Source organism: Pantoea cypripedii (genome assembly GCF_002095535.1).
Taxonomy (GTDB): Bacteria; Pseudomonadota; Gammaproteobacteria; order Enterobacterales; family Enterobacteriaceae; genus Pantoea; species Pantoea cypripedii.
In genome coordinates this window covers 1,785,276-1,798,706 of the sequence record NZ_MLJI01000001.1, presented here as the reverse complement: position 1 = coordinate 1,798,706, position 13,431 = coordinate 1,785,276, and the positions used below count along the sequence as shown (strand labels likewise).

Genomic DNA, 13,431 nt, shown 5'->3' with positions numbered 1-13,431 from the left:
ATCGATTACGCTGCGGCACCGGCCACACGCTTTTCACGGTTCAGGGATTGCAGGGCTGAAACATCTACAATCAGCGCCACACTGCCATCGCCAAGGATGGTGGCGGCGGAAATACCCGGCACTTTGCGGTAGTTACTTTCAAGGTTTTTCACCACCACCTGGTGCTGACCAATCAGCTGATCCACCAGCAGGGCGTAACGACGGCCAGCGCTTTGCAGGATCACCACAATGCCCTGCGTGGCATCAGTCTTGGCGTGCTGCACATCGAACACATTCCACAACTCGACCAGCGGCAGATATTCGCCACGCACTTCCAGCACACGCTCGCCACCGGCCAGCGGCTTCAGTTCTTCGGCACGCGGTTGCAGCGATTCCATCACCGCGTTCAGCGGCAGGATGAACACTTCATCGGCCACACGCACCGACATACCATCGAGGATCGCCAGCGTCAGTGGCAGCAGGATACGGATAGTGGTGCCTTTCCCCTGCTTCGAGGCGATTTCAACGTGGCCGCCCATTTCCTGAATGTTTCGTTTCACCACATCCATGCCGACGCCACGGCCCGATACATCGGTGACCTGCTCAGCGGTGGAGAAGCCCGGTGCGAAAATCAGCATGCCGACGTCTTCGTCGCTCATGCTTTCGCTCACCGGCAGACCGGAAGACATCGCTTTTGCCAGGATACGTTCACGGTTAAGACCGGCACCGTCATCGATCACTTCGATGCAAATGTTGCCGCCCTGATGCTCGGCGGAAAGCGTCAGATTACCGACGGCACTTTTACCCGCACCCAGACGTTTTTCCGGCGATTCGATACCGTGATCAAGACTGTTGCGCACCAGGTGAGTTAATGGATCGATGATGCGTTCAATCAGGCTCTTATCCAGTTCGGTCGAGCTGCCGAGCAGCGTCAGTTCCACTTCTTTACCCAGCTTACTGGCCAGGTCGCGTACCAGACGGGGGAAGCGGCTGAAGACATACTCCATCGGCATCATACGAATCGACATTACCGATTCCTGTAAATCGCGCGCGTTACGCTCCAGCTGGCCCATGCTGTTCAGCAGGTCGCCATGCGCCACCGGATCCAGTGCGCCAGAACGCTGTGCCAGCATTGACTGGGTAATCACCAGTTCACCGACCAGGTTAATCAACTGGTCAACTTTCTCGACCGCGACGCGGATACTGCTGGATTCGCTGGCTTTGGCCGGGGCTGCCGCACGTTTGTTTTCACGCTTCACCGCCGGGGTGATCTCGGTGACGGTGGCGCTTTGTACCGGTTCAGCCACGACAGGTGCTGCTGGCGCGGTTTCCACCGGCGCGCTGCTGCCTTCCGGGAAAAGAATCTGCGCTTCTTCAAGCACAAAACACAGCACAGCGACGATGTCATCTTTGCCGACACCTTCAATGGTGGCTTCCAGCGCGTTGGCGCTTTTCACCACATCGCTTAGCGTGCCAAGATTACCCAGTTCTTCCAGCAGCAAATCCGGTTCTTTCTCTTTCAGGTCAACCAGGTGCAGGCGCAAACCCGCGTTGCCTGCAACCGGTGCCGCAGGCTCGGCGACTGCCACCGCCGCCGGGGCTGCCGGGGCTACCCCTTTGGCTTCAAGGGCCAGCTGACGCAGGGCTTCGCAGATGTAGTTGAAGCTTTCTGCATTCGGTTCCTGCGCGGTTTTATAGGCATCGAGCTGTTCCTGCATAATATCTTTGGTTTCCAAAAACAGGTTGATGATGTCGGTGCTGAGCGCCATTTCACCACGACGCGCACCGTCCAGAATGTTTTCCAGGATGTGAGTGGTTTCCTGTAAAACCGTAAAGCCAAACGTACCGGCTCCGCCCTTTATCGAGTGGGCGGCGCGGAAGATGGCATTCAACTGTTCGGAATCTGGCTCCTGGGGATCCAGTCCCAACAGGTGTTGCTCCATGTCCGCTAACAGCTCATCGGCCTCGTCAAAAAACGTCTGGTAAAAATCGCTGATGTCCATGCTCACGGGATCACCTCGGCTGTGAGGAGTGGTCAGTAGTCACCGCACTGGCGTTCGGATTGGCCGGAGCCGCTGGCGTCGTCGTCGCAGCCGGCGCTGCCGGTGTCGCTGACGTTGCTGGTGCTGTCGGCGCAGCCGGAACGGCGGGCGCGGTAATATCGGGAATAATCTGTGCCGGGTCGCTCACCTGAACGGCATCGCTCTCGGCGTTCTCTTTTTCAATTGCCGCTTCGGTGTCATGGTTCAACACCAGCAGGCTAATGCGGCGGTTTACTGCATCGTCACCACCGCGGTTTTTCAGTTTCATGGTGTCGGCCATGCCCACCACGCGCAGCATTTTGCTGCCGTCAAGGCCGCCCAGGACCAGCTCGCGGCGTGAAGCGTTGGCACGATCTGCCGAAAGCTCCCAGTTGCTGTAGCCACGATCGCCGCTGGCGTACTGGAAGTCATCGGTATGACCCGCCAGGCTGATTTTGTTCGGGATATCATTCAGCAGTGGCGCAACAGCACGCAGGATATCGCGCATATAAGGTTCCACCTCGGCGCTGCCAGTCTTAAACATCGGGCGGTTCTGGCTATCAATAATCTGGATGCGCAGCCCCTCCTCCACCATGTTGATAATCAGGTGCGGACGCAGCGCCTTCAGACGTGGATCGGCTTCGATCAGTTGATCGAGTTTTTCGCGCAGGCGGTTCAGACGGATATCATCCAGCTGGCGCTTCTGTGCATCCATATCCACGGCCTTTTTCACTTCACCGTCTTTCTTCGTCGGGTCATCACCGCCGCCAGGAATCGGGCTGTCGCTATCGCTGCTACGCTGACCACCGGTCAACGCCACTTTGAGTGGCGTTCTGAAGTATTCTGCAATCTGTACCAGCTGCTGCGGGTTGGCGATGGAAAGCAGCCACATCACCATAAAGAACGCCATCATCGCCGTCATAAAGTCGGCATAGGCAATCTTCCATGAGCCATGACTTCCTTCATGCCTTTTATGTTTGCGCCGTTTAACCAGCACAATGGGGCGATTGCCATGCTTCATGAGGCTTCATCCGAGGTTTGCTTAGCCGGATTCTTGGCGTTGCGCACGTGTTCTTCCAGTTCCTGGAACGACGGACGATCGGTGGAATACAGGGTCTTACGACCAAACTCCACCGCAATCTGCGGCGCATAACCATTCAGGCTGGAGAGCAACGTCACCTTAATGCATTGCATCATCTTGGTGGATTCAGCACATTTCTGACGCAACACCGATGCCAGCGGTGAAATGAAGCCGTAAGCCAGCAGGATGCCGAGGAAAGTCCCCACCATGGCATGAGCAACCAGCGCACCCAGTTCTGCCGCCGGGCGATCCGCCGACGCCAGTGCGTGTACCACGCCCATTACTGCGGCGACGATACCAAACGCAGGCAAGCCATCACCGACCGCGGATAAGCTTTGCGCTGGCACTTCGCATTCGTGCTCGTAGGTTTCAATCTCTTCATCCATCAACGCTTCGATTTCGAATGCGTTCATATTTCCGCTGACCATTAAACGCAAATAATCGGTAATAAAATCCACGAGCTGTTTATCGGCCAGAATGCGCGGATAGTTAGCGAAAATTTCACTCTGGCTGGGATCTTCAATATCACGCTCCAGCGACAACATCCCCTGCTGACGTGATTTCGCCATCAGGCGATAAAGCAATGCCATTAAATCCATGTAAACGGCTTTGTTATATTTTGAGCCGCGCATTAACAAAGGCAATGCTTTTAAGGTCTTTTTAATTGCCTTGCCATTGTTACCGACGAAAAAAGCACCAATTGCGGCGCCCCCTATTATCAGCAACTCCGACGGCTGATAAAGCGCCCCCAGATGTCCGCCGACCAACATGTAGCCGCCTAACACGGACCCGAGGACTACGATATAACCCAGAATAATTAGCACAAAAAATCCTTACGTCCGTAACGTGTTGGTGGAAGTTAAGCCAGAGAGCCGCAGGTGTTATTCGTAAACGCAGAGCAAAAAAAAGCAGCGGATTAACCGCTGCTGGATGGCTTCCACGATACGAACAAACTTAAACGGCGTGTTTAACCTGTTCATCCAGCAGTTGTGGAAAGGTATCGGCAGATTCGACAGAAAGTTTACGTCTTTTTACGGCGCGTGATGGCGGCTGGCACAGGCTGCAGACAAAGCTGCCGACCGGCTGGTGCGCGTGGTTGATAAAGCTGCCGTTACAGCATTTGCAATCGGAGAGTTCCAGCATGCCACTTTCAACGAAACGCACCAGCGTCCAGGCGCGCGTCAGCGCCAGCAGCGGGCCTTCGTCTGATTGTGGGCACTGCTCAAGATAGAGTCGATACGCTTTAATCACGGCTTCCACACCGGTGCTCAAACCTGTTTTCAGCAGGAACTGCCAGGCGTTACAGAACATCGAAGCGTGGATATTTTGTTCCCAGGTCATGAACCAGTCAGTGGAGAATGGCAACATACCTTTCGGCGGCGGGCTACCGCGCAATTCTTTATACAACTTAATCAGGCGACCGCGGCTTAGCTGCGTTTCACTTTCCAGCATTTGCAGTCGCGCGCCCAGCGTAATCAGCTCCATCGCCAGCTGAATGTCACGCGCTTCCTGAACAATACTTTTTTCGCTCATTATACCGCCCTCTTTTTCGTGCCAACGTCGTCTTTTGACGCGTTACGCAGTAAACGGCTGGATAATAAAATACCGGTGTGGATTTGCTGTAAATCATCCACGCGGGATTCCTGAGTCAGGCGATTAATAATGTTGTGGTCAGTAAAGCGGAACTGGCAAACCAGTTGATTGGTTTCCGCTAATTTTACCATCTCAGGTAAAGTTAATTGTGCCAATGCATCTGCCATCGATTCATCGATGCCCAGACGAAACATTGCTGAAGCTTTTTCCTGGTTAATTAAACGCTGCGCAAGCAGTAAATATGACAGATTGATGTCATATATATGTTTTAGTAATTCTGATGTACCCATTTTTTCCATCCTGATAGACACGACATATATACGGCCATAGAAAATATTTCTCTATGGTTCGGATTGCTGGTTGGTAAATCTAAAGATGGCAAAAAATATTCAGGCATAAGCCAAACGTGTACTGAACTGTTTCACTTCCCACCGGGACACTGATCAGTAGTAGTCATAACTCCAGGCCAATCTTTTCTTGAGTTCTAACCATCTTCCGTGACGTCTGCTTACAGTTTTTTAAGACTAATCTGAAAACAAGGCAAATCTATATCGTCTGATTTCGACATACAACGTGATAAGTGTGAAATTTTAGATAAAGTGTGATCTGCGTCACACTTTTTAAGGCAAATTTTTTTCTTCAAACCTTTCAGCAACGCCTTTTCTGTTTGCTCATTTATTGAGCAGATCTGCTTTGTTTCGCTAATATTTCATTGTCGATTCGCTTACAAATAGCTATGCGGCATAATGTCAATATAAAGCGATCTTTTATCTGTAGCGTTGCGATTAGGTCACTACAATTCCCTGCACTGATAAAAATAACCAGCATAAAACTCCAAAATTCACTGGAATTATTCGCTGCTAAATTAATCACTTACAGGGAATATTGCGAAAAGACACTAACGGCAGGGTGCTAGCATTATGTGAAGAGTCGGCGCGGTGCGGCAACTTATCGTTAACGGTTCGTAGGGAGTGTTTAGTGAACGGCAGTGGATGTAACAATGCGTTACATTAGAGATATGAATGAATCGCTGCGCTTACGCATTGATGTAACCAAACTATCGGCACATTGCGCTCAGGCTTTAGGGTTGCAACGAAAAAAAAGCCCTATCCGGCCCCTGATCGCTCATTTTTTCGCCATTCGTGCGCAAATCCCCTGCCGGGCAGGATTTTTACTGGTTAAAGAAATAACGTCGATTGCGGCGGGTGACAGTGAGCATGAGAAGTGTGTGGAAACGCTGCGCAGTGGGTTACAGCACAGCGGGAAAAACGCGCGATAAATCGCGCCGCTACCAATACGTGCAAATACCGTAGCGGCGCAACGCTGGCATTACGCCAGCTTCGGGAAGGTCGCGACTTTATGCGCAGTGCTGTGATCGGCACTGCGTTGCGGTAGCGAGTTCAAATCTCGCAGGAAGCTCTCACGCCAGTGTGAGATATCATGCTGACGTAATACCGTCATCATGTCGTTATAGCGTGAGATACGCTCGGTACGTGGCATCGTCAGTGCCCGGTCCAGCGCCGCCGCAACCTCATCACGATCGTAGGGATTGACGATCAACGCCGACGTTAACTCGTTAGCCGCACCGGCAAAACGCGACAGAATCAGCACGCCTGGATCATCCGGGTCCTGCGCGGCCACGTATTCCTTCGCGACCAGATTCATCCCATCACGCAACGGCGTGATTAACCCGACATCGGTTAACCGGAATATCTTCATCAGCAGACGGCGGTCGAAGTGCTGATTGAGGTAATACAGCGGCGTCCAGCCCAGGGTGCCATATTTGCCGTTGATGCGGCCGGCTTCCGTCTCCAGTTGATGTCGAATATCCTGGTACGCCTGGACCTCGCCACGCGAAGTGGGCGCAATCTGCGAATAACGGATTTTGCCGCGATGCTGTGGATAGTGCTCCAGCAGCGCCTCATAAGCGAGGAAACGTTCCGGTAATCCTTTGGAGTAATCCAGACGCTCGCAGGCAATGATGTTTTGCACATCCCCCAGTTCACGCTTCATTGCCGCCATTTTCGGTGGCAGCTCGCCTTCCGCCATCTCTTTAATACTGTCCGGTTCGATACCGATCGGATACACCTCGGTCATAAAAGTGTTGCCGAACGCCCGATGTTTCTTCTCGCCTTTATTCTGCAACTGCGTCAGTTGACTCAGGCTATCAAGAAAGGCCACGCGATCGGATTCTGTCTGGAAACCCAGCAAGTCGTAGTCGCACAGCATCTCCAGCAGCGCTTTATGTGGCGGTAGCGCGTTGAAAATCTCTGGCGTCGGAAATGGGATATGCAGAAAGAATCCGATGCGATTATTAATGCCCTGTTTGCGCAACTCAGCGGCAAATGGCAGCAGGTGATAATCGTGAATCCATAAAATATCGTCCTCCTGTAACAACGGTTTCAGGCGATCGGCCAGCAGCGTGTTTACGCGGCAGTAACCTTCCCAGGCTTCGCGCTGAAATTGCACCAAATCGAGACGATAGTGAAAGGCAGGCCAGATAACGGTATTGGAAAACTGACAATAATAGAGATCATAATCGTTTTGATTCAGCGGCAGAGCGGCGTAGGTAATGCCGTCATACTCGCTGACGCTGACCTCCTCCTCCTCTTCGCCAGAAATCTCACTGATCTCGCCGTTCCAGCCAAACCACAATCCTCCGGTGGTTTTCAGTGCATCCAGCAAACCGACGGCGAGACCGCCCGCACTGGCTTTTGTCCCATCAGGAATGGCGATACGGTTAGATACGACTACTAAGCGACTCATAACCCAGACTCCTTACCGACGTTGTCATGCTTTGATTGTAATAGTAATTGTTCAAGCCAGCTCCACACCGCATCTACGCTGCTGAGGCGATAGCGCGCATGGCTTGTCCCTTCTCCGACCTTGACAGAAATTCCCCCCAGCGCATTAACGGCCAGAAATCCCTTCTCATCTGTCAGATCGTCACCCACAAATACCGGAATACGTCCGGTAAAAGGCGCTTCCCGCATAAAGTCGCGAATGGCCGCGCCTTTATCGATTCCCTGCGGTTTCAGTTCCACCACACATTTTCCCGGCTGGAGCGCCAGCTCCGGAAAACGTGCCACCGCCTCTTCAGCCAGACTGATGACGGCCTGTTCATACTCCATCGCCCGACGATAATGCAGCGCAAACGCCATGCCTTTGACTTCCAGCTGCGTGCCGGGCCATTGATCCATGGTCTCCTGCAATTCCAGTTGCAGCGTTTGCGCAATATCGGCGGGCAGTGACTGGCGGTGCATTCTGCCGCTGGCATCACGCCGTTCCGCGCCATGCACACCCGCTGCCGGGACTTCCAGTGGCGCAACCAGCGCATCCAGTTGCGCAACGGGACGACCAGACACCAGCGCCAGCGCGCCATGGTTCATATTGGAGAGTTGTTGCAGATGCTGGCGCACCGATGCGGGAATCGAAACCGACTCGGGCTGAGGCTGAATCGCCGCCAGCGTGCCGTCGACATCAAAAAAGAAGGCATATAACCCGCCGCTTAGCGACGGCAGGGTGCTGTTCTCATGTACCGCAGGGGTCACGTCACTCCTCCTGTATCAATGGCTGATAGCAATATCGATGTTCGGAGGCAGGTTGGGTGTCATCCGCAAGGGTCAGTGATGAGTCACAAACGGCGGGGAGGGTTTTCCGACAGGACGGTATTTCGATGGGTAACGCTCCACAAACAAACAAGTTTATTAGTAACACAGCAACCAGACTGAGAACATCGTCAGATTTAAGTGTAGACGGCGATGGGGATTTTGTCAGACGTGCGTTGCGCCGGTATTAAATGTGCTGACGGAACAACCGGCTAACGATTTTGGGTGAATACAGACTTGATCCCGGCTCACGATTAATAATACTGTATATAACAACAGTATTTTTTGAGTGTCTATGATGAAGTTTTTCTCCCCTGCTCTCACCGCCAAAGTCCTCCACCTGCCGCTGTTTCTGGATACGGTACCCTGTGGCTTCCCTTCCCCGGCTGCTGATTATGTCGAGCGCAAACTGGATATGAATGAATATTTGGTCGCGCATCCTAACGCCACCTATTTTGTCCGGGTGGAAGGAGATTCGATGCGTGATGCCAATATCAGCGAAGGGGATTTGCTGGTGGTTGATAGCGCGCTGGACGCAAAACATGGCGACATTGTGGTGGCCGCGATCAACGGTGAATTTACGGTTAAACGGTTACAACGCGTTCCGCGCGTGCAGCTGCTGCCGATGAACCCGCGCTACGCGCCGATTATCCCGAGTGAAGAGGAACAACTGGAGATATTTGGCGTGGTGACTTTTATCATTTATGCGGCACGTTAAATGTAAACGCCCGGCGAATCCTGCCGGGCGTTTTCAGGATTACGCTTTGTCTGGCAAGGCGTAAGCAATCAGAAAATCACCCACGTCCGGCGAGTGCGCGGCACCGCCTGCTGAAATCACGATGTACTCTTTCCCGGTTTTCGCCGACTGATAAATCAGTGGTGAGGCCGTTGCCCCCACGGGCAGACGCGCTTTCCACACCTCTTTCCCGGTTTTGCTGTCCAGGGCGCGCAGGTAGTTATCCTGGCTGCCAGCAAAGAACACTAAACCGCTTTTGGTGGTGGTCGGGCCGCCCAGCGTAGGCATGCCAACAGGCATCGGCAGATGGGTTTTCACCCCCAGCGGACCAGTGTCTTCCACCGTTCCCATCGGTACCTGCCAGACGATCTTTTTGCTGTGCAGGTCGATGGCGGTCATGGTACCAAACGGTGGATGCTGACAAGGCACTTGCAGGAAGGAGGCAAAGTTATCCATCCGCACACCGACATAAGGGCCGCTGATTTGCGGACGAATCGTCCCCGCCCACTGCGGCACTTCGTTCAGTGAGATCGTCTGCCCTTTTGCTGCTTCTTTACTCTTCAGCGCCATCAGCATACCGAGGCGGATATCGTTGACGTAAAGAATGCCGGAGGTTTCATCAATCGACACCCCACCCCAGTTCATGCCGCCCATGGTAGCCGGGAACTCCAGGTAAGTTTTCTCACTGTTCGGCTGGAAGATGCCGGAATAGAGCGCCGATTTGAACAGGATGCGACAGTAGAGCTGGTCAAACATGCTGACGCCCCACATTTTCTGCTCGTTCAATTGCTCCAGACCGATGGTCGGCATATCGACTGAGAACGGCTGGGTGGGCGACAGATGCTCCTGCTGCGCCGCTGGCGAGGTCGGTACCGGTTTCTCTTCTACTTTACTCACCGGCTTACCGGTACGGCGATCCAGCACAAAGATTTCACCCATTTTGCTGGTCTGAATCAGCGCAGGTACCACTTCACCCTGCTCATTCTTCATGTTGTACATCACCGGCTGCGAGGGTAAATCGTAGTCCCAGATATCATGATGTACCGTCTGGAATACCCATTTGGTTTTACCGGTGTTCACGTCCAGCGCAATCACCGACGAACCGTATTTCTCTTTCGCCGCGTTACGGTTGCCGCCCCAGTAATCCGGTGGACCGTTACCGGTGGCGACATACACCAGGCCAAGATCTTTATCGTAAGTCGGGATAGCCCAAACGTTCGGCGTGCTCAGGGTGTAATGTTCATCGCCCTGCTTCGCGCCAGCAACGTTGCCCACATCCCATGCCCACGCCAGCGAACCGTCGCGCACATCATAAGCGCGCAGAACACCCGACGGCTCATCTTCGGTGATATCACGCACCCAGGAACCAAACACCGTCAGATGCCCCATGATCACCGGCACGCTCGACGGGTGATAACGGCGGCTGTCGGCGGTATCGCCCATGCCCTGTTGCAGATTCACCATACCGTTTTGACCGAAGTTCGGACACAGCTCACCGGTGTGTGCATCAAGCGCGATCAGACGCGCATCGACCGTGGACACAATAATACGCTGGCGACAGGCGGTATCGGTGTACGCGGCTTTCTGCTCCGCGTTCAGGGTTTCATCGCTGTCGTAATCGTAGTAACCCACGCTGCGGCAGGTGACATGCTCGAACGTGTGCGCATGGGGATCGAATTGCCAGATCTGTTTGCCGGTATCGGCATCCACAGCGGCAATGCGGTTTTCCGGCGTACAGGTATAAAGGACGGAACCAATCTGGATCGGCGTGTTTTCATCAACGCCAGTCGCATTGCCCGTCAGGCGGCGGCCGGTGTGGTAAGTCCAGGCAACCTGCAGATCTTTGACGTTATCGGCATTGACCTGATCCAACGGCGCAAAGCGCGTCCCGCTGGCGTTGCGGCTGATATAGCGCCAGTCCTGGCCGGTTTTTGAGGCATCGTTATCTGCAGGCGTCAGTGGCTGGGTGGAGATCGCTTCCGGGTTATAAATAGTGTTATGCGGGAAGAATCCACCAATAAAGGTGGCGATCAGCGCCACGAATACCACCAGACTCAGTCCGCCAGAAAGACGACGCTGCGGCGATAACATCCCTTTATCGGTGGCGATCACCAGCAGGCTCAGCAGAAATAACAGTGCGGGCACCACCAGACGCGGCAGCAGATCCCAGTAATTCAGACCACCGACTTCAATCAGTGACCAGATAAGGGTCAGTACAAAGATGACACAGGAGAAATAAAGGCCGGTGACGGGTTTCTTAAAATACAGCACCACCAGCACGATATAGGCGATACCGGCCACCAGATAATAAGCCGATCCGCCAAGAGAAAGCAGTTTCCCGCCGCCAATAATAATGGCAATGGCCGTTGCCAGCGTGAGCAACGCAAAAATAATGTTCAGGACCCAGGACAAACCCAAGCGTCGTCCTGGCCCCTGTTGCTTAATATCCATACACTCCCCGATTATTGTCGATAGTGACATGTTAGTTAAAATCGCAGGAACTGTATGTTTGTGTTAATTAGATGTCAATAAATGTAAATCCACATATTTATCGCCACTATTTAACAACAATTAAATAACATATGAGCGCACAGGAATGACATCTCTCCAGAGTTAATTAACTTCAGTGACTAATTATCTGGCCTGACTCCCCTGATTCCCGTTTAATAACGGTTTAATAATAAATACCCTGACATTTTACAGGTTAAAATATTATTGTTCGCTGGTTATTCCCATGCGGGAATTGTTACCCGCTGATATTATATTGGGCCGTTCATCGTGATAAAAAATCGCACTTTTTATTCTCTGGCGCAGCGGCGCAATGTATTGCGCGATAAATCGCGCCGCTACACAAGATGCATGGTTAACTCGCCATTTCCCGTTTAAACACCGCCAGCGTATGCGCTTTTACCCGGACGAACTCCGGGTGGCTCATCATCTCGGCAGTGCGCGGACGGGGTAGCTCAAACGGGACAATTTCGGCAACACGCGTCGGGCGGCGCGTTAGCAGCAGGATCTCATCCGCCAGAAATACCGCATCTTCCAGATCATGCGAGACAATCAACATCGTCACGCCAGTCGCCAGCTGAACCTGCTGCAATTTATCGCGGATAAACAGCGTCATCTCAAAATCCAGCGCCGAGAACGGTTCATCCAGAAACATCACTTCTGGTCCGGTCGCCAGCGCACGCATGATGCAGACCGTTTGCTGTTGCCCCCCGGATAGCTCATACGGATAACGCTGCAAATCGAAGCGAATATCAAACATCTCCGCCAACTCTGCCACGCGCTGTTTCACCGCCGCCGCTTTCATCCCCTGCCGTTTTAACGGATAGGCGATGTTCTGCCAGGCGCTTAACCAGGGAAAAAGCGCATCACGGTAATTCTGAAACACATAACCAATATTGGTCTCGGCCAGGGTTTTACCGTCGAACAAAATTTGCCCGCGATCGACCGGAATCAATCCGGCAATCATGTTCATTAGCGTCGATTTACCACAGCCGTTGGGGCCAAATATCGAAACAATCTTCCCACGCGGTAAATCGAGGTTGAGATCCTGATACAACGGTTGTCCGGCAAAACTTTTATCGAGTCCGCGAATCGTCACATGGGTGTTGGGCTGAGGATAATCGGGTTTTTTCATGCTTTGCCACTCCAGTGCACACAGCGTTTTTCAATCAACAGAAAACCCAGATTCAGCAGATAACCAAATGCACCGGTGATCAGAATCGAGGCGTACATATCTTTGATGTTGAATAACTGCTGTGCATCAATGATGCGATGTCCCAGCCCGGTTTCCGAACCAATAAACATTTCGGCCACGATAACGATCACCAGCGCCATCGAAACACCGGTCCGTAATCCGACAAAGGTTTGCGGCAAGCTTTCCATCAGCATGATGTCTTTAAACACATGCCAGCGTGAAACGCCCATCACCTGTGCCGCCATAATGCGCGTCTTCTTTGCGTTCATTACCCCGTAGGCGCTGTTAAACAGAATCACCAGTACCGCGGCAAAAGCGGCAATGGCGATTTTGTTGGTATCGGTAATGCCAAAGATCAGCATAAACATCGGGATCAGCGCCGAAGAAGGGGTTGAGCGGAAGAAATCCACCAGAAACTCGACGCTGCGATAAAGACGCTCGCTACTGCCCAGCATCACTCCCAGAGGGACGCCGAGCACCGCGGCGACAATAAATGCCATCAACGTACGGTAGAGCGTATCCCCGATGTCCCGATTCATGCTGCCATCAGCCAGCGCACTAAACAGATAACCCAGAGTTTCGCCGGGTGAAGGCAGCAATACCGGGTTAAGCCATTTGGCGCTGACCGCCGTCTGCCACAGCAGAAATAACAGTAACGGACCAATCAACGGCAGCAATCTGCGACGCCATATCTGCATCATTGCACTTCT

Annotated in this window: 12 protein-coding genes; 2 read left to right on the top strand and 10 right to left on the bottom strand. The window is 52.9% G+C overall.

Features of this window, described 5'->3' with window-relative positions; all coding sequences use genetic code 11:
• Window positions 1-5: 5 nt before the first annotated feature.
• The 5 genes from cheA to flhD all read right to left on the bottom strand — a co-directional run bounded on the left by cheA (window position 6) and on the right by flhD (window position 4,964).
• Complete coding sequence (gene cheA, locus HA50_RS08395; RefSeq protein ID WP_208617313.1) at window positions 6-1,982, bottom strand: chemotaxis protein CheA; 1,977 nt, start codon at window positions 1,980-1,982, stop codon at window positions 6-8.
• A gap of 10 nt (window positions 1,983-1,992) precedes the next feature.
• The gene (gene motB, locus HA50_RS08390; protein WP_084873999.1) at window positions 1,993-3,021 is read right to left on the bottom strand and encodes a flagellar motor protein MotB; all 1,029 of its coding nucleotides are present in this window, start codon (window positions 3,019-3,021) and stop codon (window positions 1,993-1,995) included.
• Entirely contained in the window at window positions 3,018-3,905 is an 888-nt protein-coding gene (motA, locus tag HA50_RS08385) for a flagellar motor stator protein MotA (protein WP_084873998.1), read from the bottom strand. The genes motB and motA overlap by 4 nt, the downstream gene beginning before the upstream one ends.
• A gap of 130 nt (window positions 3,906-4,035) precedes the next feature.
• Window positions 4,036-4,614: a flagellar transcriptional regulator FlhC gene (flhC, locus tag HA50_RS08380; protein WP_084873997.1), complete on the bottom strand. Its 579-nt coding sequence runs from the start codon at window positions 4,612-4,614 to the stop codon at window positions 4,036-4,038.
• Window positions 4,614-4,964 (bottom strand): flagellar transcriptional regulator FlhD, encoded by a 351-nt coding sequence (flhD, locus tag HA50_RS08375; RefSeq protein ID WP_084873996.1) that lies wholly within the window; start codon window positions 4,962-4,964, stop codon window positions 4,614-4,616. Before flhD ends, flhC begins: the two co-directional genes overlap by 1 nt.
• Before the next feature lie 698 nt (window positions 4,965-5,662).
• Here flhD and HA50_RS08370 point away from each other — a divergent pair.
• Complete coding sequence (locus HA50_RS08370; protein WP_139810910.1) at window positions 5,663-5,953, top strand: hypothetical protein; 291 nt, start codon at window positions 5,663-5,665, stop codon at window positions 5,951-5,953.
• Between the two features lie 50 nt (window positions 5,954-6,003).
• Here the strand turns inward: HA50_RS08370 and otsA are convergent, their stop codons facing one another.
• Both otsA and otsB read right to left on the bottom strand, forming a co-directional pair.
• Entirely contained in the window at window positions 6,004-7,440 is a 1,437-nt protein-coding gene (gene otsA / locus HA50_RS08365; protein ID WP_084873994.1) for an alpha,alpha-trehalose-phosphate synthase, read from the bottom strand.
• On the bottom strand, window positions 7,437-8,225 hold the full coding sequence (gene otsB / locus HA50_RS08360; RefSeq protein WP_084873993.1) for a trehalose-phosphatase: 789 nt from the start codon (window positions 8,223-8,225) through the stop codon (window positions 7,437-7,439). The genes otsA and otsB overlap by 4 nt, the downstream gene beginning before the upstream one ends.
• A gap of 355 nt (window positions 8,226-8,580) precedes the next feature.
• Here otsB and umuD point away from each other — a divergent pair, with 355 nt between their 5' ends.
• Window positions 8,581-9,000 (top strand): translesion error-prone DNA polymerase V autoproteolytic subunit, encoded by a 420-nt coding sequence (umuD, locus tag HA50_RS08355; RefSeq protein WP_084878430.1) that lies wholly within the window; start codon window positions 8,581-8,583, stop codon window positions 8,998-9,000.
• A 39-nt stretch (window positions 9,001-9,039) separates the two neighbouring features.
• Here umuD and HA50_RS08350 read toward each other — a convergent pair whose 3' ends face one another.
• The 3 genes from HA50_RS08350 to HA50_RS08340 all read right to left on the bottom strand — a co-directional run bounded on the left by HA50_RS08350 (window position 9,040) and on the right by HA50_RS08340 (window position 13,422).
• The gene (locus HA50_RS08350; RefSeq protein WP_084873992.1) at window positions 9,040-11,469 is read right to left on the bottom strand and encodes a pyrroloquinoline quinone-dependent dehydrogenase; all 2,430 of its coding nucleotides are present in this window, start codon (window positions 11,467-11,469) and stop codon (window positions 9,040-9,042) included.
• A gap of 412 nt (window positions 11,470-11,881) precedes the next feature.
• On the bottom strand, window positions 11,882-12,661 hold the full coding sequence (locus HA50_RS08345) for an ABC transporter ATP-binding protein (RefSeq protein WP_084873991.1): 780 nt from the start codon (window positions 12,659-12,661) through the stop codon (window positions 11,882-11,884).
• Entirely contained in the window at window positions 12,658-13,422 is a 765-nt protein-coding gene (locus HA50_RS08340) for an ABC transporter permease (protein ID WP_084873990.1), read from the bottom strand. Before HA50_RS08340 ends, HA50_RS08345 begins: the two co-directional genes overlap by 4 nt.
• Window positions 13,423-13,431: the final 9 nt, after the last annotated feature.